The organism is Burkholderia pyrrocinia (genome assembly GCF_001028665.1).
Classification (GTDB): domain Bacteria; phylum Pseudomonadota; class Gammaproteobacteria; order Burkholderiales; family Burkholderiaceae; genus Burkholderia; species Burkholderia pyrrocinia.
In genome coordinates this window covers 1,334,996-1,354,806 of sequence record NZ_CP011503.1, presented here as the reverse complement: position 1 = coordinate 1,354,806, position 19,811 = coordinate 1,334,996, and the positions used below count along the sequence as shown (strand labels likewise).

At 66.0% G+C, this 19,811-nt stretch carries 16 protein-coding genes and 1 tRNA gene; 10 read left to right on the top strand and 7 right to left on the bottom strand.

Annotated elements, in window-relative coordinates; genetic code table 11:
- Positions 1–48 precede the first annotated feature (48 nt).
- The 7 genes from ABD05_RS06210 to ABD05_RS06185 all read left to right on the top strand — a co-directional run bounded on the left by ABD05_RS06210 (position 49) and on the right by ABD05_RS06185 (position 10,678).
- On the top strand, positions 49–846 hold the full coding sequence (locus tag ABD05_RS06210) for an ABC transporter ATP-binding protein (RefSeq protein WP_047899406.1): 798 nt from the start codon (positions 49–51) through the stop codon (positions 844–846).
- A 38-nt stretch (positions 847–884) separates the two neighbouring features.
- Positions 885–1,742 (top strand): ABC transporter permease, encoded by an 858-nt coding sequence (locus ABD05_RS06205; protein WP_141684890.1) that lies wholly within the window; start codon positions 885–887, stop codon positions 1,740–1,742.
- Positions 1,743–1,830: 88 nt separating this feature from the next.
- Complete coding sequence (locus ABD05_RS06200) at positions 1,831–3,198, top strand: sensor histidine kinase (RefSeq protein WP_047899405.1); 1,368 nt, start codon at positions 1,831–1,833, stop codon at positions 3,196–3,198.
- A gap of 12 nt (positions 3,199–3,210) precedes the next feature.
- On the top strand, positions 3,211–3,888 hold the full coding sequence (locus ABD05_RS35275; protein ID WP_053059928.1) for a response regulator: 678 nt from the start codon (positions 3,211–3,213) through the stop codon (positions 3,886–3,888).
- A 280-nt stretch (positions 3,889–4,168) separates the two neighbouring features.
- Positions 4,169–5,299, top strand: a complete 1,131-nt coding sequence (locus ABD05_RS06195) for a porin (protein ID WP_047899404.1) — start codon at positions 4,169–4,171, stop codon at positions 5,297–5,299.
- A gap of 334 nt (positions 5,300–5,633) precedes the next feature.
- Positions 5,634–7,652, top strand: a complete 2,019-nt coding sequence (locus ABD05_RS06190; protein ID WP_047899403.1) for a site-specific DNA-methyltransferase — start codon at positions 5,634–5,636, stop codon at positions 7,650–7,652.
- The gene (locus tag ABD05_RS06185) at positions 7,652–10,678 is read left to right on the top strand and encodes a type III restriction-modification system endonuclease (RefSeq protein WP_047899402.1); all 3,027 of its coding nucleotides are present in this window, start codon (positions 7,652–7,654) and stop codon (positions 10,676–10,678) included. Before ABD05_RS06190 ends, ABD05_RS06185 begins: the two co-directional genes overlap by 1 nt.
- Before the next feature lie 254 nt (positions 10,679–10,932).
- On the opposite strand, the gene ABD05_RS06180 is transcribed toward ABD05_RS06185, so the two are convergent.
- The 4 genes from ABD05_RS06180 to egtB all read right to left on the bottom strand — a co-directional run bounded on the left by ABD05_RS06180 (position 10,933) and on the right by egtB (position 14,043).
- Positions 10,933–11,187 carry a glycine zipper 2TM domain protein gene (locus ABD05_RS06180; protein WP_047899401.1) on the bottom strand — a complete coding sequence of 85 codons (255 nt, stop codon included), beginning with the start codon at positions 11,185–11,187 and terminating at the stop codon, positions 10,933–10,935.
- 37 nt (positions 11,188–11,224) lie between these two features.
- A complete protein-coding gene (locus tag ABD05_RS06175; protein ID WP_047899400.1) occupies positions 11,225–11,527 on the bottom strand; it encodes a hypothetical protein in 303 nt (100 codons plus the stop codon).
- A 295-nt stretch (positions 11,528–11,822) separates the two neighbouring features.
- Positions 11,823–12,836: an L-histidine N(alpha)-methyltransferase gene (gene egtD / locus ABD05_RS06170; protein ID WP_047899399.1), complete on the bottom strand. Its 1,014-nt coding sequence runs from the start codon at positions 12,834–12,836 to the stop codon at positions 11,823–11,825.
- Entirely contained in the window at positions 12,820–14,043 is a 1,224-nt protein-coding gene (egtB, locus tag ABD05_RS06165) for an ergothioneine biosynthesis protein EgtB (RefSeq protein ID WP_047899398.1), read from the bottom strand. The genes egtD and egtB overlap by 17 nt, the downstream gene beginning before the upstream one ends.
- A 564-nt stretch (positions 14,044–14,607) precedes the next feature.
- Between egtB and ABD05_RS06160 the strand changes: the two genes are divergently transcribed.
- On the top strand, positions 14,608–15,084 hold the full coding sequence (locus ABD05_RS06160) for a carboxymuconolactone decarboxylase family protein (protein ID WP_047899397.1): 477 nt from the start codon (positions 14,608–14,610) through the stop codon (positions 15,082–15,084).
- Positions 15,084–15,965 carry a sigma-70 family RNA polymerase sigma factor gene (locus ABD05_RS06155; protein ID WP_047899396.1) on the top strand — a complete coding sequence of 294 codons (882 nt, stop codon included), beginning with the start codon at positions 15,084–15,086 and terminating at the stop codon, positions 15,963–15,965. Before ABD05_RS06160 ends, ABD05_RS06155 begins: the two co-directional genes overlap by 1 nt.
- A 102-nt stretch (positions 15,966–16,067) precedes the next feature.
- Here the strand turns inward: ABD05_RS06155 and ABD05_RS06150 are convergent, their stop codons facing one another.
- The 3 genes from ABD05_RS06150 to ABD05_RS38850 form a co-directional block, all read right to left on the bottom strand.
- The gene (locus ABD05_RS06150; RefSeq protein ID WP_047899395.1) at positions 16,068–16,583 is read right to left on the bottom strand and encodes a DUF2628 domain-containing protein; all 516 of its coding nucleotides are present in this window, start codon (positions 16,581–16,583) and stop codon (positions 16,068–16,070) included.
- A 306-nt stretch (positions 16,584–16,889) separates the two neighbouring features.
- Positions 16,890–16,966, bottom strand: a tRNA-Val gene (locus ABD05_RS06145).
- Positions 16,967–17,504: 538 nt separating this feature from the next.
- Positions 17,505–18,185: a hypothetical protein gene (locus tag ABD05_RS38850; protein ID WP_238594098.1), complete on the bottom strand. Its 681-nt coding sequence runs from the start codon at positions 18,183–18,185 to the stop codon at positions 17,505–17,507.
- Between the two features lie 227 nt (positions 18,186–18,412).
- Between ABD05_RS38850 and ABD05_RS06135 the strand changes: the two genes are divergently transcribed.
- Positions 18,413–19,576, top strand: coding sequence for a hypothetical protein (locus ABD05_RS06135; protein WP_047899393.1), 1,164 nt, complete (start codon positions 18,413–18,415; stop codon positions 19,574–19,576).
- The last annotated feature ends 235 nt before the right edge of the window (positions 19,577–19,811 follow it).

Sequence of the window (19,811 nt, the reverse complement as noted above, 5' to 3'; positions counted from 1 at the left end):
GGCGTTGCGTCACGATGCGACGCCCTCTTCACCCGCAGGACGAATGCGATGAATCAGGCAGTCTCCCCGAGCACACCGGCGATCGAGTTTCGCAACGTGTCGTGCCGCTTCATTTCGCCGGAAGGCAAGGCCACCGTCGCGCTGCGCGACTTCAGCATGAGCGTCGCGCGCGGCGAGTTCATCGCGATCGTCGGGCCGACCGGCTGCGGCAAGTCGACGACGCTCAACCTGATCACCGGGCTGCTCAAGCCCGTGTCGGGCGAAGTGCGCGTGATGGGCCGCCCGGTCGACGGGATCGATCCGCGCATCGGCTTCGTGTTCCAGGCCGACGCCGTGTTCCCGTGGCGCAACGTGATCGACAACGTCGCGGCGGGCCCGCTGTTCCGCGGCCGCTCGAAGGACGTCGCGTATGCGCAGGCCGAGGAATGGATCCGCAAGGTCGGCCTCGACAAGTTCGCGAAGCACTACCCGCACCAGCTTTCCGGCGGGATGCGCAAGCGCGTCGCGCTCGCGCAGACCTTCATCAACCAGCCGGAAATCCTGCTGATGGACGAGCCGTTCTCCGCACTCGACATGCAGACGCGCACGCTGATGCAGGACGAGCTGCTGCAGCTCTGGTCGGCGAACAAGGGTTCGGTCGTGTTCGTCACGCACGACCTCGAAGAAGCGATCGCACTCGCCGACCGTGTGTTCGTGCTGACCGCGCGCCCCGCGACGCTCAAGCGCGTGTACGAGATCGACCTGCCGCGCCCGCGCGTCACGTCGGAGATTCGCTACGACACGCGCTTCATCGAAATTTCCAAGGACATCTGGCACGACCTGCGCGAAGAAGTGCAGATCGGCTGACGCATACGCCGCACGGCAAGGACAGCAAGGACAGGAGCATGACCGACATGACGCTTCCCCCCACCGCCATTCCGGCGACGACGCTCGAGGACGACGAGCGCGCCGCGCAACGCCGGCTACGCCGCCGGCGCAACCTGATCGTCACGCTGCGGATCGCCGTGCTCGTGATCGTGCTGGGCGGGTGGGAACTCGCCGCACGGTTCAAGTGGATCGATCCGTTCTTCTTCTCGATGCCGTCGCTGATCTTCGCGCAGATCCAGGACTGGTTCGTGAACGGCACGTCGCAGGGCCCGCTGCTCACGCAGGTATGGGTCACGCTCGAGGAAACCGGGATCGGCTTCATCATCGGCTCGGTTGCCGGCGTGATCTGCGGGATCGTGCTCGGCCGCAACAAGCTGATGGCCGACGTGTTCGGCCTCTACATCCAGATCGCGAACTCGATTCCGCGCGTCGTGCTCGGCTCGATCTTCGTGATCGCGCTCGGCCTCGGGATGGCGTCGAAGATCGCGCTGGCCGTCGTGATGGTGTTCTTCGTCGTGTTCGGCAACGCGTTCCAGGGTGTGCGCGAAGCGGACCGCTACCTGATCGCGAATGCGCAGATCCTCGGCGCGTCGCGCCGGCAGATCACCACGGCGGTCGTGATCCCGTCCGCGCTGAGCTGGATTCTCGCGAGCCTGCACGTGAGCTTCGGCTTCGCGCTGGTCGGTGCGGTCGTCGGCGAATTCCTGGGTTCCAAGCAAGGCATCGGCCTGCTAATCTCCACCGCCCAGGGCGCGTTCAACGCGAGCGGCGTGTTCGCGGCGATGATCGTGCTGGCCGTGGTCGCGCTGGCCGCCGACTACCTGCTGACCTGGCTCGAGAAGCGGCTCTTGAAGTGGCGCCCCGCCGCGTTCTGAACGCAGCGTCCGGACGCCTGACATGACACTCCCGACCGCGCCGGCGACCCCGGCGCGGTTCGGCATTTCGGAGAAGGAGCGCAACAGGATGGCGCACAGCCTGCGCGGGCGGCTGCTGTGGTGGCTGCTGCTGCCGCTCGCGGTGTTCGTGCTGATCGCCGGTGCGATGTCGTACGACACCGCGCGGACCACGGCCGGGCTCGTGCAGGACAGCGCGCTCGTCGCGTCCGCGCGGACGATCGGCGAGGACGTCGAATGGCGCAACGGGCTGCCGGTCGCCGACGTGCCGCCGGCTGCGCTGGAGATCTTCGAATCGCCGTCGCGCGACTCGGTGTTCTACAAGGTGATCGACGGCCACGACCGTCTGCTCGCCGGCACGCCAACGCTCGACGTGCCCGCGCGGCACGGCATCGAGCCGACGCTGTACGACACGGCGCTCGACGGCGTGCCGCTGCGCGCGGCGGCCTACGATCGCCAGCTTTACAACGAGGGGCAGATCGAGACGGTCACGGTCGTCGTCGCGAAGACGGTGCGCTCGCGCAAAGCGATGGTCGACACGATCTGGCGGCCGCAGCTCGTGCGCCTGTCGCTGATGCTGATGCTCGCGGTGGTGCTCGTCTACCTCGGCCTCACCTTCGAGTTGCGCCCGCTGATGAAGCTGAAGGACGATGTCGCCGACCGCGGGCCGATGGAGCTGGAGCCGATCCGCCCCGAGCGGCTGCAGCACGAGCTGCGGCCGATCGTCGACGCGATCAACCAGTGCATCGCGCGGCTCAATACGCATACGGCCACGCAGCGCCGCTTCATCGCGGACGCCGCGCACCAGCTGCGCACGCCGATCGCGGTGCTCGACACGCAGATCCAGTACGCGCAGCGGCGCGGGCACGACGATGCGGAACTCGCATCGGTGCTCGACAGCATGCAGCGCAGCAGCCGCAAGATGGCCGACGTGACCGACAAGCTGCTGCTGCTCGCGCATGCGGAAACGACGCCGTCGACGCTGCTGACCCATCGCGTCGATCTCGCGGCCGTGGTGTCGAGCGTGCTGGAGGAGACGATCGTGCTCGCGCAGCGGCGCGATATCGACCTCGGCGCCGATCTCGGCGAGCGGCTCGACGTCGCGGGCAGCGACAGCCTGCTGACCGCGCTGGTGATGAACCTCGTCGACAACGCGGTGCGCTACACGCAGCCGGGCGGCTGCGTGACGGTCGCCGCGCGGCGCGACGGCGACGCGATCGTGCTCGACGTGGTCGACAACGGCCCCGGCATTCCGGCCGAGGCGCGGCCGCACGTGTTCAAGCGGTTCTACCGCGTGTCGGCCGACACCGAAGGCTCGGGCCTTGGCCTCGCGATCGTCCGCGAGATCGCGCAGGCGCACGGCGGCAGTGCGTCGCTCGCGCCGGGGCCCGGCAATCGCGGTATTGTCGTAACCGTGCGGCTGCCCGCTTACGATTGAAGAGATGTCCCCATGAAACTCCTGCTGGTCGAAGACAACGCCGAACTCGCGCACTGGATCGTGAACCTGCTGCGCGGCGAGGATTTCGCGGTCGACAGCGTCGGCGACGGCGAACGCGCGGACACGGTGCTGAAGACCGAACGCTACGACGCGGTGCTGCTCGACATGCGGCTGCCCGGCATCAGCGGCAAGGAAGTGCTCGCGCGGTTGCGGCGCCGCAACGACAACGTGCCGGTGCTGATGCTGACCGCGCACGGCTCGGTCGACGACAAGGTCGACTGCTTCGGCGCGGGCGCCGACGATTACGTCGTGAAGCCGTTCGAGTCGCGCGAGCTGGTTGCGCGGATTCGCGCGCTGATCCGCCGGCAGGCCGGCGTCGGCACGACGCAGCTCGTGTGCGGCGATCTCGTCTATGCATTCGGCACGCGCGAATTCCGCTGCGGCGAAGCGGTGCTCGCGCTGCGACGCCGCGAGCACGCGATCCTCGAAACGCTGATGCTGCAGCAGAACAAGACGGTGTCGAAGGCGCGGCTGATGGACAGCGTGTTCGCGCTCGACGACGAACCGAGCGCCGACGCGATCGACATCTATATCCACCGGCTGCGCAAGCATCTCGCGGGCAGCACGGCCGAGATCATCACGCTGCGCGGGCTCGGTTACATCCTGCGTGCGAAGAGCGCGCAGGACTGACGGGCGTTCCTCCGCCGCCCCGAGCCTCGATTCGTAGCACGAAACGTCTTTCAAGACTGCCGGCCGCCCGGCGGGCGCGCACCCGCACGCTGCCCGATCCGCGATTGTTGCGCGTTCGGTGTTTTCACCGATCCGATTCTTGCGTCCGGGAAAGCGTCGTGAAGGATTGCACCCTCTACGATGCTACGCGTCGGCCCTCTCGCTGTGGCCGGCAAGAGTCGGCATACATTGCGTACTGCCAACGACCAGATTTCAATGCGGCAGCTCGGAGGAGACGATCTTGAAACGAAAAACCCTTGCCCTTTCCATCGCGGCGGCAGGCCTGTGCGCCGGCACCCAGGCGCATGCGCAGTCGAGCGTGCAGCTCTACGGCCTGATGGACCTGAGCTTTCCGACCTACCGGACCCACGCCGACGCGAACGGCAAACACGTGATCGGCATGGGCAACGAAGGCGAGCCGTGGTTCAGCGGCAGCCGCTGGGGCCTGCGAGGCGCCGAAGACATCGGCGGCGGCACGAAGATCATCTTCCGCCTCGAAAGCGAATTCGTGGTCGCGAACGGCCAGATGGAAGACGAAGGCCAGATCTTCGACCGCGACGCGTGGGTCGGCGTCGAGGACGAACGCTTCGGCAAGCTGACGGCCGGCTTCCAGAACACCATCGCGCGCGACGCGGCGACGATCTACGGCGACCCGTACGGCTCCGCGAAGCTGACGACCGAGGAAGGCGGCTGGACCAACTCGAACAACTTCAAGCAGATGATCTTCTACGCGGCCGGCCCGACCGGCACGCGTTACAACAACGGCATCGCGTGGAAGAAGCTGTTCAGCAACGGCATCTTCGCGAGCGCCGGCTACCAGTTCAGCAACTCGACGCAGTTCGCGACCGGCTCCGCGTACCAGGTCGCGCTCGGCTACAACGGCGGGCCGTTCAACGTGTCGGGCTTCTACAACCACGTGAACCACGGCGGCTTCAGGAACCAGACGTTCTCGGTCGGCGGCAACTACACGTTCGACATCGTGCGCCTGAATGCCGGCTACTTCCGCTACAACGGCGACCAGGGCGCGCTCGGCCAGCGCCACGACGATTCGTGGACGGTGTCGATGAAGATCGCACCGAAGGGCGCGCTCGACTACGAGCTCGGCTACCAGCAGATGCGCATCAAGAACGCCGCGAACAACGCGGACGGCTTCACGCCGAACGCGAACCTCGGCGCGTTCAGCCTGACCAACGGCGTCGCCAACGGCTTCAAGGAGACGATCTACGGGTCGGTGTTCTATCACCTGAGCAAGCGCACCGAGGTGTACCTGGCCGGCGACTACATGAAGCTGCATGGCGGCTACACGGCGGCGTCGACGTTCGGCGCGAAGAACCAGCTCGAACTGACTTCGGGCATTCGTACGCGTTTTTGACCTCGAGCGGGGCCCATCGGGCCCCGCCGTACCCTCCGTCCGGGATTCTCCATGCGGGCACGCCGGCGCTTTGCGCCGACCGTGCCCTTTTTTTGTCCTTTCCGCGGTGCCGCGGAACGCCCGCGAAGCGGCCGCCGGCCGGCCGTGCGACAACCGGCCCGAAACCGCGTGCGGCCCGTCCGGCGGGCGATCGCGGCCGATGCACGCACGCCCGGCCCACATCGGCGCTTGACCTGCGCCGACCGACTCGCTAGCGTTTCGGGTTTGCCCGGGCGGCCATTGCCGCCGGTGCCGTGAGCGCGCCCGACGTCCTGGCGCGCGCGGCCGGGCTCCGATGGAAAAGACGATGCAGAAACTCGATGCGGCGAACCCGCAGGCGATGTCGACGGATTTCACCGCCGACAACGTCGCGCGCCTGAAGGCGCTGTTCCCCGAACTCGTGACCGAAGGCCCCGACGGCGCGTCGGTCGACGTCGACGTACTGAAGGCGCTGGTCGGCGAGCGCACGGTCGGCGACGCCGACGAGCGCTACGGCTTTCACTGGCACGGCAAGCGCAGCGCGCGCCAGGCCGCGCTCACGCCGTCGACGGGCACGCTGCGCCCCTGCCCCGACGACAGCGTCGCATGGGACGACACGCGCCACCTCGTGATCGAGGGCGACAACCTCGACGTGATGAAGCTGCTGCACAAGAGCTACGCGGGCAAGGTGAAGCTCGTCTACATCGACCCGCCGTACAACACGGGCAGCGATTTCGTCTATCCGGACGACTTCAGCGACAGCATCCGCCACTACCTGGCGATGACCGGGCAGACCCAGGGCGGCACGAAGCGCAGCACCAACACCGAGGCGAACGGCCGGTTCCATACCGACTGGCTGAACATGATGTATCCGCGCCTGAAGCTCGCGCACGCGCTGCTGTCCGACGAAGGGCTGATCGCCGTGCACATCGACGAGCACGAAGTGCATGCGCTGGTGCTGATGCTGCGCGAGATCTTCGGCGAGGAGAACGAGCTCGGCGTCGCCGTGTGGGACAAGCGCAATCCGAAGGGCGACGCGCGCGGCGTCGCGTACCAGCACGAATCGCTGGTGCTGTTCGCGCGCAATGCCGAGACGCTGCTCGAACAGGCGCCGCTCAAGCGCCCGAAGCGCAACGCGCAGCGCATGCTCGACGCCGCGCACGACGCGGTGTACCGCAGCGGCAACGCGAAGGATGCGCAGAAGGCATACCGCGCGTGGATGAAGGCGCAGACCAACCTGTCGGGCGGCGAAGTGATGTACGACCGGCTGTCGGAAGACGGCCGCGTGTACCGCCTCGTGTCGATGGCATGGCCGAACAAGAAGAAGGCGCCGGAAGAGTATTTCACGCCGCTGATCCACCCGGTCACCGGCAAGCCGTGCGCGATGCCGGCGCGCGGCTGGCGCAACCCGCCCGCGACGATGCAGGCGCTGATCGAGCGCGGCCAGATCGAATTCGGCGCGGACGAAAGCACGCAGCCGCAGCGGATCTACTACCTCGACGAGAACATGTACGAGAACGTGCCGTCGGTGCTGCCGTTCGCCGGCTCCGACGACGCGCTGCTGAAGACGCTCGGGATCCCGTTCGACCTGCCGAAGCCGGTCGATTTCGCGGCGGCCGTGATCGGCTGGTGCACGCGCGGCGACGACATCGTGCTCGACTGCTTCGCGGGCTCCGGCTCGACCGGCCACGCGGTGATGCAGGTGAACGCGACCGACGGCGGCGCGCGCCGCTACGTGATGGTGCAACTGCCCGAAGCGCTCGACCGCCGCGACAAGACGCAGCAGAGCGCGGCCGATTTCTGCGCGAAGCTGAAGAAGCCCGCGACGCTCGCCGAAATCACGAAGGAGCGCCTGCGCCGCGCCGCGCAGCAGGTCGCGCGCGACTATCCGGAAAGCTATGGCGACCTCGGCTTCCGCGTGTACCGGCTCGACACGACCAACGTGATCGAGTGGGACCCGCGCCGCGACGACTTCGACCATGCGCTGTTCGCGTCCGTCGAGCACGTGAAGACCGGCCGCACCGAGGACGACCTGCTCGCCGAGCTGACGCTGAAGCTCGGCCTCGACCTGTGCACGCCGGTCGAGCATCACCAGATCGGCGGCAAGACCGTGCACCTGATCGGCCGCTCGATCGTCGCGTGCTTCGATGCGCGCATCTCGCGCGACGACGCGGGTCCGCTCGCCGACGGCATCGTCGGGTTGCTCGACGCGACCGGCGCGACGCGCGACGTCACGTGCCTGTTCCGCGACAGCGGCTTCGTCGACGACGTCGCGAAGCTCAATCTCGCCGCGCTGCTCGAACAGCACGGCGTGAAGCGCGTGCGGAGCCTGTGATGCGGCTGCATTTCGAAGCGGATCTCGACTACCAGCGCGAGGCGATCGACGCCGTCTGCGACCTGTTTCGCGGCCAGGAATCGTATCGCGGCGACTTCAGCGTGCTCGCGAACGCCGCGCCCGGCACGACAGCCGCCGCGCAGGGCTCGCTCGGTTTCGCGGTGTCGGAACAGGGCGTTGGCAACCGGCTGTCGCTGACCGACGACGCGCTCGCGCGCAATCTCGCCGACGTGCAGTTGCGCGGCGGGCTGCCGCCGTCCGGCCTGCCCGGCTCGCGCGACTTCACCGTCGAGATGGAGACCGGCACCGGCAAGACCTACGTGTACCTGCGCACGATCTTCGAGCTGAACCGCCGCTACGGCTTCACGAAGTTCGTGATCGTCGTGCCGTCGATCGCGATCAAGGAAGGCGTGCACAAGACGCTCGCGATCACCGAGGACCATTTCCGCGCGCTGTACGCGGGCGTGCCGTACGACTACTTCCTGTACGACTCCGCGAAGCTCGGCCAGGTGCGCCACTTCGCGGCGAGCGCGGCGATCCAGGTCATGGTGATGACGGTGGCCGCGATCAACAAGAAGGAAATCAACAACCTCTACAAGGACAGCGAGAAGACCGGCGGCGAGAAGCCGATCGACCTGATCCGCGCGACGCGGCCGATCGTGATCGTCGACGAGCCGCAGAGCGTCGACGGCGGGCTCGAGGGGCGCGGCCGCGAAGCGCTGGCCGCGATGGCGCCGCTCTGCACGCTGCGCTATTCGGCGACGCACGTCGACCGTCACCACATGGTGTACCGGCTCGACGCGGTCGACGCGTACGAGCGCAAGCTCGTCAAGCAGATCGAGATCGCGTCGGCGATCGTCGAGGATGCGCACAACAAGCCGTACGTGCGGCTCGTCGGCGTGTCGAACCGGCGCGGCGCGATCAGCGCGCGCGTCGAGCTCGACGTCGCGACGACGGCCGGCGTGAAGCGCCAGATCGTGTCGGCCACCGACGGCGACGATCTCGAACGCCTGACCAGGCGCGCGCTGTACGCAGGGTTGCGGATCGGCGAAGTGCATGCGGTGAAGGGCGCCGAATACGTCGAGCTGCGCCATCCGGAAGGCGAGGCGTTCCTGTCGCTCGGCGAAGCGTTCGGCGACATCGACACGCTCGCCGTGCAGCGCGAGATGATCCGCCGCACGATCCGCGAGCATCTCGACAAGGAGCTGCGCCTCGCGGAACGCGGCGTGAAGGTGCTGTCGCTGTTCTTCGTCGATTCGGTCGAGCGCTATCGCCGCTACGACGAGAACGGGATGCCCGTGAAGGGCGACTACGCGCTGATCTTCGAAGAGGAATATGCGCGTGCGGCGCGCGTGCCGGCCTACCGTGCGCTGTTCGACGGCGTCGACGTGGCGCTCGAAGTCGGGCGCGCGCACAACGGCTACTTCTCGATCGACCGCAAGGGCGGCTGGACCGACACGAGCGAGAGCAGCGCCGCGGCCCGCGAGAACGCGGAGCGCGCGTACGGCCTCATCATGCGCGAGAAGGAAGCGCTGCTGTCGTTCGACACGCCGCTGAAGTTCATCTTCTCGCACTCGGCGCTGAAGGAAGGCTGGGACAACCCGAACGTGTTCCAGATCTGCACGCTGCGCGACATCCAGACCGAACGCGAGCGCCGCCAGACGCTCGGCCGCGGGCTGCGCCTCGCCGTCGACCAGGACGGCGAACGCGTGCGCGACGCGGGCGTGAACACGCTCACCGTGATCGCGACCGAGCGCTACGAGTCGTTCGCGGAGAACCTGCAGAAGGAAATCGAAGCCGATACGGGCATCCGTTTCGGCATCGTCGAGGAGCACCAGTTCGCGGCGCTGCCCGTGCAGGAAGGCGACGGGCCCGCGCATGCGCTCGGCATCGAGCTGTCGCGCGTGCTGTGGACCCATCTGCACGAGCAGGGCTACGTCGACGCGCAGGGCAAGGTGCTCGACCGGCTGAAGGATGCGCTGCGCCAGAGCGCGCTCGTGCTGCCGGACGCATTCGAGATGCTGCGTGCGCCGATCGTCGCGACGCTGCGCAAGCTGTCGGGCCGTTTTGCAGTGCGCAACGCGGACGAGCGCCGCGCGATCGCGCTGCGGCGCGATGCGTCGGGCAAGGCCGTCGTGTTCGGCGAGGACTTCCGCGCGCTGTGGGATCGCATCCGTCATCGCACCGTGTACCGCGTCGAGTTCGACAACGCGAAGCTCGTGCGCGACTGCGCGGCCGCATTGCACGACGCGCCGGAGATCGCGCGCGCACGGCTGCAGTGGCGCAAGGCCGAGATCGATATCGGCAAGGCCGGCATCGAGGCGGTCGAGGTGGCCGGCGCCGGCACGGTGCTGATCGACGAAGGCGAGCTGCCGCTGCCCGACCTGCTCACCGAACTGCAGGACCGCACGCAGCTTACGCGCCGCTCGCTCGCGACGATCCTGGCCGACAGCGGCCGGCTCGACGATTTCCGCGTGAATCCGCAGCAGTTCATCGCGGTTGCGGCCGATGCGATCAACCGCTGCAAGCGGCTCGCGCTCGTCGCGGGCATCGCGTACCGCAAGCTCGGCGAACGCCACGTGCATGCGCTCGAATCGTTCGAGAGCGAGGCGCTGACCGGCTATCTGCGCAACCTGCGGCCCGATGCGCAGAAGTCGATCCATGAAGCGGTCGTGTGCGAGACGGACGCGGAGCGCGCGTTCGCCGATGCGCTCGAAGCGCACGACGGCGTGAAGCTGTACGCGAAGCTGCCCGCGTGGTTCCGCGTGCCGACGCCGCTCGGCAGCTATCACCCCGACTGGGCCGTGCTCGCGGAACAGGACGGCGGCGAGCGGCTGTACTTCGTCGTCGATACGCCGAATGCGGACGGCAATGTGCCGAGCGAGCACGAGCGCGCAAAGCTCGCGTGCGGCGAAGCGCATTTCCGTGCGCTGGTGGACGGCGACGGCGCGGCGCGCTTCGTGCGCGTCAGGCACGCGGACGCGTTGTTCGATCCTGCGGCGCCGCTGGCGGGCGCCGGACGCTGAAACGAAGGGCGGCGACGAGCCGCCCTTTTTTATCGACCGGAGACCGTGCGCGAGCGCCGTTGCGGCGCCCGCTTCGCGCGTCGATTTCCCGTCCGTTATCCGCGTGAAAGCGATTCGTATTCTTGCGCGTTTGCGGCACGGTTACCGCTGGTTGCAAATCGGGTCGGCACGATGTTTTCGCGCGACAGCGGCGTGGCGTTGCCGCAATTAAAAAGGGCGCCGAAGCGCCCTTCGATCGCATGCCGGCACCGCGCTTACTGCGCCGGCTGCATGCCCTGCGCGACGGCCTTATGCTGCGCGGCCTGCTCTTCCGCGTGCTTCTTCGCCATGTGGTGGCCGACGATACAGCCGCCGACCGCGCCGACGACGGCGTGGTGCCCGGCGTAGTGGCCGGCAACACCGCCGACCACCGCGCCCTTCATGCAGCCCGCCGCGTGCGCGTTGCCGATCGTTGCGAGCGCAACGACGGCGGCGGTCGCGCACAGCCTGATGTATCGAATGGGCATCATGTGTTCACACTCCTCTTGTCGTGATCAGTCGAACCGCTTAGTCCCAGCGGCCGCCGCGCCAGCCGCCGCGATCGCGCCACTCGTGCTCGCGCCATTCACGGCGACGCCACTCGTGTTCGCGCCATTCGCGCTCACGCCAGCCGTCGCGCCAACCGTCATCGCGATAGCCGACCGGCGCGTACATGACCGGCGGAGGCGGAGCCACGTAGACGGGCGCCGGCGCCGCGTAGACGCCCGGCACGCCGATGCCGACCGACAGGTCGACGTGGGCCGATGCGACGCCCGAGGCTGCCAGCGCCGCTACACCAAGAACTGCACCGAGAATAAGTTTCTTGCTCATCTCGCGACTCCCTGCACGTGTCGTGCGTCATGTGAATACGGTTCGGAGTCTAGGCACGGGGCGCCGACACAGGTGAAACGGGTATGCGAGTCCCGTAACGGACGATTACGGGCACGCGCAAAGCCTTGTCGGACAAGGAAGAGGCGGCACTCCAGGCACCGTTGCAACGGCGCATCGAGCCGGTAAAAAGGGGATTTTCGGCACGAAACCGGGCGATCGGAACGCGCCGGAGTGCTTGGTGTGCCCGGAGTGCGGACCGCCCGCACCGCGCGCGAGCGGTCTGCCGGAGCGCGGGTTACGCGCGGATATCGTCGACGCTGCGCAGCCAGTGCACGCTGAACAGGTTGTCCGCGTCGGTCCACACGGTATCGGGCTCGAATCCTGCGCGGCGCGCGATCGCATGGAAGCCGTCGATCGTGAACTTGTGCGAGTTCTCCGTGTGGATGCGCTCGCCTGCTTCGAAGCGGAACGCATGGCCGCGCACGTGCACGGTCTGCGCGATGTCGCTGACGAGATGCATCTCGATGCGCTGCCGCTCGCGGTCGTAGAACGCGCAATGCGAGAACGCGTCGAGATCGAAGTCCGCGCCGAGCTCGGTGTTCGCGCGCACGAGCAGGTTCAGGTTGAACTGCGCGGTCACGCCCTGCGCGTCGTTGTACGCGTGATGCAGCGTGCGCTCGTCCTTCACGAGATCGGCGCCGACCAGCAGGCCGCCGCCGCGCAGCAGCCGCGCGGCATCGCGCAGGAACGCGTCGGCCTCTTCCGGCGAGAAGTTGCCGATCGTCGAGCCGGGAAAGAAGCCGATGCGCCGCCGCGGCGTCGCGGTCAGCTCGGCCAGTTGCTCGGCCTTCGTGTAGTCGGCCGCGATCGGCGCGACGTCGAGCCACGGATAGGCCGAACGCAGCCGCGCGGCCGCGCCGTGCAGGTAGTCGGCCGAGATGTCGACCGGCACGTAGCGCGCCGGCGCGTTCGCGTAGTTGCCCGCGAACGCATCGAGCAGCACGCGGATCTTCTCGAGCGAGCCCGCGCCGAATTCGACGATATCCGCATGCGGGCCGACGCGCCGCACGATCTCCGCCGCGCGATCGCGCAGGATGCCGAGCTCGGTGCGGGTCGGGTAGTACTCGGGCAGCTCGCAGATGCGGTCGAACAGCGCGGAGCCGGCCGCATCGTAGAAGTATTTCGGCGGAATGCTGCGCGGCGCGCGCGACAGTCCGTCGATCAGGTCGCGCTCGAACGCGCTCGGCCGCGAATCGCGGGCGGGTTGCTGGCCACCGCTCGTGGCCGCCAGGTCAGACGTCTCGCGCAAGTCGCACCCCCGTGAACTGCCAGCGCGCGGCCGGCGGAAAGAAATTGCGGTACGTCGGCCGTTCGTGCCCGGGCGGCGTCGCGATGCTGCTGCCGCGCAGGACCTGCTGGCCGACCATGAACTTGCCGTTGTATTCGGCCGCGACACCCGCGAGCGGCCGAAAGCCCGGATACGGCTCGTAGGACGAGCGCGTCCATTGCCACACGTGCCCGAGCATCTGACTGATGCCGTCCGCCCCGAACGCGGCTTCCCATTCGAACTCGGTCGGCAGCCGCGCGCCGGCCCATTCCGCATACGCGGCCGCTTCGTAGAAGCTCACGTGACACACCGGTGCGTCGGGCGCGAGCGGTTCGACGCCGTGCAGGCCGAACGTGCGGCGCACGCGCGTGGCGGCCACATCGTCGTCATCGGGCATCCAGTACGCGGGCCCTTGCCACCCTTCCCGCTGCACCGTCGCCCAGCCGTCCGACAGCCAGTACTCGGGGCGCGTGTAGCCGCCGTCGGCGACGAATGCCGCGAATTCCGCGTTCGTCACGAGCCGGTTCGCAATCTCGTACGGCCGCACGAGTGCGGTGTGGCGTGGTCGTTCGTTGTCGAACGAGAACGTATCGCCGTCGTGGCCGATCTCGACGAGCCCGCCCGGCTGGTCCAGCCAGTGCTGCGCACCGGCATCGCCCGCGGCCATCGCGTCGCCATCGATCCCGTTGCGCGGCCGGAATGCCGGCTTCAGCGGGTTGCACGAGAACGCATGCAGCATGTCCGTGACGATCAGCTCCTGGTGCTGCTGCTCGTGATGCAGGCCGAGTTCGATCTCGGGCGCGATCGCTTCGAGCAGCGCCGGATCGGCGCCGGCCAGCGCGCGCAGCATCGCTGCGTCGACGTGCTGCCGGTACGCGTGCACCTCGTCGAGCGACGGGCGCGTGAGCAGCCCGCGCTGCGGCCGCGGATGGCGCGGTCCGAGCGCTTCGTAATAGGAATTGAAGAGGAACTGGAAGGCGTCGTTGAACGGCGCGTAGCCGGGCACGCGGCGCATCAGCACGACGGTCTCGAAGAACCAGGTCGTATGCGCGAGGTGCCATTTCGTCGGGCTCGCATCGGGCATCGACTGCACGCCCTGGTCTTCGGCGGACAGCGTCGCGGTCAACGCGACGCTATGGGCGCGCACGTCCTGGAAACGGCGCTGAAGCTGTGATGCAAGGAGGCTCATCGGTTTACCGTTCACGTCGCGATTCGCTGCGTTGCGTTGCCGGAAAAGGGAAAGCCTTGCGCGTGATGCGCGCGGCTGACTAGCGACCTGCTGCTGCGTCGTCGGGCAGCCGGCGCGCGCGCCGGGCCGCTGATGCGGCTTCACTTCATCTGCCCGTGCAGAACAGTATGGTCCAGAAATGTGAATGCTGCGAATCGGGATGCCGATGAAGCGCGATCGAAAGAAAAATGAAAGTGTTGGCCGTGCACGTGTCGCATGCGTGACAAGCCGTCGATGTCTGTCGGGGCGCTGCATTGCGGGGGCATGCAATGCGCATGCCGGCTGCAGCGGCTACTGACGGCCCATGACATCCGCGCGGCGATCGTGATGGCATCGCCGATGCATGGGCTCTCGTCTGACAAACGCCGTCTCGTCGTTCGCGGTCGTCGGCGCCCTGCTGGCCCGCCCTGCCGTTCATCCGCGCCCCGCGTCCCCGCGCGGTTCGAAATTTTTTTGCGTCGATGTCACACACGCGAGGGGCTCGCTCGTCATATCACCGGAACCCACACGAAAGGAGAAGGAACCATGACTGCGAAACTCAATCCGTTTGCCGCCGCGCCCGCGCTGATGAAGAACTGGATGACCGTGTCGGTCGCCGCCGCCGGGAGCCTCGAGCCGACGCTGATCGAGCTGGTCAAGATCCGCGCATCGCAGATCAACGCGTGCGCGAACTGCATTAACATGCACACCGCCGAGGCGCGCGAGCAAGGCGAGACCGAGCAGCGCATCTACCTGCTGTCCGCGTGGCGCGAAGCGCCCTGCTACACCGACCGCGAACGCGCGGCGCTCGGCTGGACCGACGCGCTTACGCGGCTGTCCGAGGGCCACGCCGCGCACGAAGCGGCCTATGCGGCGCTGAACGACCACTTCAGCCAGGAGGAACAGGTGAAACTCACGCTGATGATCAACGTGATCAACGGCTGGAACCGGCTTGCTGTCGGCTTCGGGCTGTGGATCGATCCGGCCGACGCGAAGGCCGCTGCCGCGAAGATGGTGGCCTGATGACGCACCTCGATCCGGCCAAGGGCAGCGCCGAGGAACGGGCCGACGCGGCCGCGAGCTTCGACCCGCTGCGCCGCACGCTGATCCGCGTCGCGTACCGGATGCTCGGTTCCGTCGCGGATGCCGAGGACATGGTGCAGGAGGCGTTCATCCGCTGGATGGACGTCGAGCGTACCGAGGTGCGCGTGCCCGAGGCGTTCCTGCGCCGCATGGTGATGCGCATGTGCCTCGACCAGCTGAAGTCCGCGCGGCACCAGCGCGAGACCTATATCGGCCCGTGGCTGCCCGAGCCGGTCGTCGAGGAAGATGAACAGGAAGACGTCACGCTGCCGCTGATGCTCGCGCTCGAACGGCTCTCGCCGCTCGAACGCGCGGCGTTCCTGCTGCACGACGTGTTCGGCCTCGAGTTCGACGAAGTCGCCACGACGATCCAGCGCGACCCGGCCGCGTGCCGGCAGCTCGCCGCGCGGGCCCGCACGCACGTGCGCGAGGCGCGGCCGCGGTTTCATGTCGAGAAGCAGCGCGGGATCGAATTGGCCGAGGCGTTCTTCGCGGCATCGCGCAGCGGCGACATGCATGCGCTCGGCGCGATGCTCGCGGAGGACGTGAGCCTGCATTCGGACGGCGGAGGCAAGCGCGCGGCGGCAGGCAAGCCGGTGTTCGGCTTCGAGCGCGTGATGAAGGTGCACGAATACCTGGCCGAACTGTTCGCCACGCATGCGTCGAAGCTCGTGCGTGCGGGGTTCATCAACGGGCTGCCGGGTTTCGTTACGCTGGAATCGGATGGTGAGCTGCAGACGACGGCGCTCGAGATCGAGGACGGGAAGATCGTCGCGATCTATGTCGTGCGGAATCCTGACAAGTTGAAGCATCTGCATTGAGGGTGGCGGGCCGTGCACCGTGCGCCGTGCTGTGAATGCACGGTGACGGCGCCCTCCGCCGACTTCCTTCCGCCCTGCTTTGCCGGTCGCCGGTGAGCGCGATCAATACGTCGCGCCCCCGACGTTGCCGATCATGATCATCAGGAAACCGAGCAGCGGCGTCGCGATCGCGAACCCGGTCGCTGCAAGCCAGTTCGTGCCGCCTTGTGCCTCCAGCAGCGCGAGAAACGATTCGTTGGACGTCGCGTTCGGGCGCAGCTTTTCGATCTTGCGTTCGACGTGCGTCTTGTAGATGTTGTTCCCGCACCAGCCGAGCGTCACCGCGATCCCGATAGTGACCGGATCGATCGTGGTCGATTCGAAGTATTTCGGGAAGTACAGCAGCTCGACCAGCGTGATGCCGAGCGTGACGCCCAGCACGGCGGTCGCCTGCCAGTACATGCATCGATACGCCATCCAGACCGGGCCCAGGAAGCAGGCTGCCCAGTTCCAGGACTGCCGGTTCTTGCGCGATGCGGCGATCTCCCACTTTCGTTCGAACCACGGGGCTTTCTTGCCGACATAAGCGGCGATCTCGTCGTTGCTCGCAGACGATGTGGTGGTCGTGACCTCGGACATGGTCGTTTGCTCTCAGTCGCGCGAATCGCGCGTTGTTGTTGTGATGCGGTTTGGGTGCGCTGGAAATCGGACGGCTTGCGGTGCAGCGCGCTTCGATGCGCACACGATTCTACTCGGTGCGTGTTGCGAGTCGGGATGTCGGTGAAGATGCGATGCCGCGGATCGCGCAACGCATCGGGGCACCATGCGCTGTTTCGGCCGGGAAAAGAAAAACGCCACGCGAGGTTGCCGCGTGGCGTTTGTATGTTTGGCGAGCCGCATTGCCTGTAGGCAATTTGCGCTGCCGGACCCCTTCATTTTGTTCGTTGGTAGGCTCGATTGGATTCGAACCAACGACCCCCACCATGTCAAGGTGGTGCTCTAACCAACTGAGCTACGAGCCTAAGAAGCCGCGAATTATAGAGAGGGTTTTTGCAGAGCACAAGCCCCTTCGTGAAAATTTTTTGAATCGAAGGCGTGTGTGCGGGTGGACGGTCTTGTTGGTTGCTGCGAGTACGCGATGCCTCGCGTCACAGCGAAACGCGTCGGTGCTGCGAGGTTATCCACATTCCCCTCTGGATAACCGTCCGGCAAGCCTCTGGATTCACAGTGGAGCGATTGAGGATATGTCGCCGCGGCTGTGAATCGACGAAAAGTTGTTCTGTGCTCCGCGAAGCTGTTCACGTGACGCACCCATGGTTATGCATCCCGCTTCGTGTTGATAATTCAGTGCGTTACGGAGGTTATCCACTGTGAGGCACAGGGCTTGTTAACTATCACTACGTATGTATACGAACCCTGTTAACACCGTTGGATAAGCACAGTCCGGCGACTGTGCTTCGCGCAGGATATGCACTGCGTGCGGTGAATGGATGAACGAAGCGACAGGCTGTGGGACATGCGAAGGATGTGCGACTGCCGTGTCTGTAGAATCGCCGGCATTCAGGATGCAGCGGCCTGACCGACAGGTTCACGGCAATGACCGATTCTTCGTTGACCCGGCTCGACGCGCTCGATATCGATGCCGTCGTACACCGGTTGCAGCAACACCCGGGCGAAATCGTGCTCGAGCAACGCGTGTCGATCCCGGAAGCCGATGTCTTGTGCTGCCGCTACAAAGGCGAACGATTCAACGTGAAGTTCGATCTCGACTACGGGGTGTTTGTCGACCGCGTCGGGAAGCTGTCCCGCAAAGACATCGAAGAGATCGTCAGATGGCTCACCACGATGTGAACCGGATGAACTGACGGGCACAGGCACATGATCGATTCGTTGACTGCGCTGGAGCGCTGGTACGAATCGCGCTGCGACGGTGTGTGAGAACACGCGCACGGCATCGGGATCACCACGCTCGACAATCAGGGATGGAAGGTGAAGCTCGACGGCGCGTCGTCCGGCAAGATAATCGATCAGGCAATCGAGCGCGACGAGTCGAACTGGATAGCCGTGGCGGCTTTGACCGACCCGCAAAACAGTTCCGAACGCGGTGCGACGTATCGGTGGGCATCCATGTGGAACGCTGAGTGCGCGCAAGCCATTGATGCCAAGTGCGTTTGGTTGTGGACAACCGCCGCAAGGAACACTCGAAACGCTGTGCAATTCACGGGTGAGGGAGATCGGCATAACGGAAACAGGGTGCGCCAGGCGCGTGTGGATATTCCGCTCCCACCAGACTCGGAATGCTGTGCAACCCAACGGTGAAAGGGTACGTCTTCCGCGAAAGGCACTGCGGTATGGATACCGGGTTGCGGCGTGTCGATCCGGGAAGGCTGCGCAGGTCTCCTGATACGATGGTGGCCTGAGAGGCCCATTCATCACCAGACAAAACCAACCATAAAGGCGGGAAGAACATGCACGGATCGCTTGCCCGATTGCAGGGCGCGACGAAAATGCCATTCTTGCGCGCGATGAGCAAGTCGTTTTCAACGCAGTTGTCGGCGCTGCTTCTGGCGGCGACTATCGGTACCAGTGCGCAGGCGGTTACGAACGATCCCAGAATCATCGTCGGCCCTTACTATCCTTGGGTGCAGTTCGATGCACATCGTTCGCTGCAGCTCGCGCCGATCCTCATTCCACGCAGCAATTATTCGGAGCGAGCCGAGTGGCGCTTTGTCGATGACGAGCGCCACATCTCGACGTTTTTTCCCGAAGAAAGCGGGTTGGCGTATACCACCTTTCGAACGGATGACCCTGAGACGATCGTATTGATCGGCGGGGTGAGACAGAGTCGCCGATGTCATGACGACTATTACAGCGGCATTCCCTGCCCAAGCGTCGATATGTTCCTTTCGCAAGACGGTGGCCGGCATTTTCTCAAGCGCGTCGTGATATTCCCGCCGCTCAAATACTCGTTGGGTGGCGGGTATTCGGGTCCACCTCTTCCGATTCCTGTCGCAGTCGTCCGGCATGGCGTTCTCTACCTGATCCTTAGCAATGACGACGCTAGGCCACGTGTGCGCGATGACTACAATCCGGGGAACATCGGTGTGCTGGTGAAGCGGGGCGATCGGATCGGACTCCGTTATACCTGGCCAGAGGATTACCTTCCGCTTTGGGACTGGCGGAGGTGGTCCGAGAACCCTCGGCCCTGGAAGCCGCAGCCCTCCTACGTTTACGCGATCGAATTGCCGCAAGCGGAGGCGGCGCCCGCCGATGAGGTGCCGCTGTCGGATCACCCGACGCGTGTCGAGCAGGTATGTAGCTGGCGGCGCATGAAGGCACGGTCGTCCAGGTTGCCGCCGTTGAATGCCGTGCCGGTGGTCGGGAGCCGACTGGAGGCGTTCGGCAAGCTGCCTGATTTCGAGATGCCGATGAAGGCACCTTATTCGACGCTCGCGTTGATCGAGGCGTCTTATAGCGAAAACAACCGCGCCAGGCTGTTGCGTGACATGCAGGCTGATTATCCCGACTGGGTGGCGTCACAACAGCCGGTTGCGCGACTGTTTCCTGAGATGCTGGCACCCCATGGCAATACGGCGAAGCTGAACGATTTCGACATTCAGTGCGCCCCTTGAGTGTCAACAGCAGTCGTCTGGATCGACGGTTCGCCGACGTGTGCACCGAGCATCGATCGGCGTGGAAAAGCATTGTCCAGAAGGGGGCAAAAACGCTACGTGCAGCGGTGGCTGGGCGCTTGCGTGAGCGGATTCGCCTGCGAGCGTCAGTCCGGCTCTTATGTGTGTGTGCCGTCGGCAACGCGGCTTGTGGATATCCGGCTTTCGGACGACTCGAAACACTGTGCTCGCCCAC

Coding starts and splice junctions, on each gene's coding strand:
- ABD05_RS06185 (WP_047899402.1), top strand. CDS start 7,652: ATGCGGCTGCATTTCGAAGCGGATCTCGACTACCAGCGCGAGGCGATC.
- ABD05_RS35275 (WP_053059928.1), top strand. CDS start 3,211: ATGAAACTCCTGCTGGTCGAAGACAACGCCGAACTCGCGCACTGGATC.
- ABD05_RS06210 (WP_047899406.1), top strand. CDS start 49: ATGAATCAGGCAGTCTCCCCGAGCACACCGGCGATCGAGTTTCGCAAC.
- ABD05_RS06205 (WP_141684890.1), top strand. CDS start 885: ATGACCGACATGACGCTTCCCCCCACCGCCATTCCGGCGACGACGCTC.
- egtB (WP_047899398.1), bottom strand. CDS start 14,043: ATGAGCCTCCTTGCATCACAGCTTCAGCGCCGTTTCCAGGACGTGCGC.
- ABD05_RS06200 (WP_047899405.1), top strand. CDS start 1,831: ATGGCGCACAGCCTGCGCGGGCGGCTGCTGTGGTGGCTGCTGCTGCCG.
- ABD05_RS06175 (WP_047899400.1), bottom strand. CDS start 11,527: ATGAGCAAGAAACTTATTCTCGGTGCAGTTCTTGGTGTAGCGGCGCTG.
- ABD05_RS06155 (WP_047899396.1), top strand. CDS start 15,084: ATGACGCACCTCGATCCGGCCAAGGGCAGCGCCGAGGAACGGGCCGAC.
- ABD05_RS06180 (WP_047899401.1), bottom strand. CDS start 11,187: ATGATGCCCATTCGATACATCAGGCTGTGCGCGACCGCCGCCGTCGTT.
- ABD05_RS38850 (WP_238594098.1), bottom strand. CDS start 18,185: ATGCCGATCTCCCTCACCCGTGAATTGCACAGCGTTTCGAGTGTTCCT.
- ABD05_RS06135 (WP_047899393.1), top strand. CDS start 18,413: ATGCACGGATCGCTTGCCCGATTGCAGGGCGCGACGAAAATGCCATTC.
- ABD05_RS06160 (WP_047899397.1), top strand. CDS start 14,608: ATGACTGCGAAACTCAATCCGTTTGCCGCCGCGCCCGCGCTGATGAAG.
- ABD05_RS06190 (WP_047899403.1), top strand. CDS start 5,634: ATGGAAAAGACGATGCAGAAACTCGATGCGGCGAACCCGCAGGCGATG.
- ABD05_RS06150 (WP_047899395.1), bottom strand. CDS start 16,583: ATGTCCGAGGTCACGACCACCACATCGTCTGCGAGCAACGACGAGATC.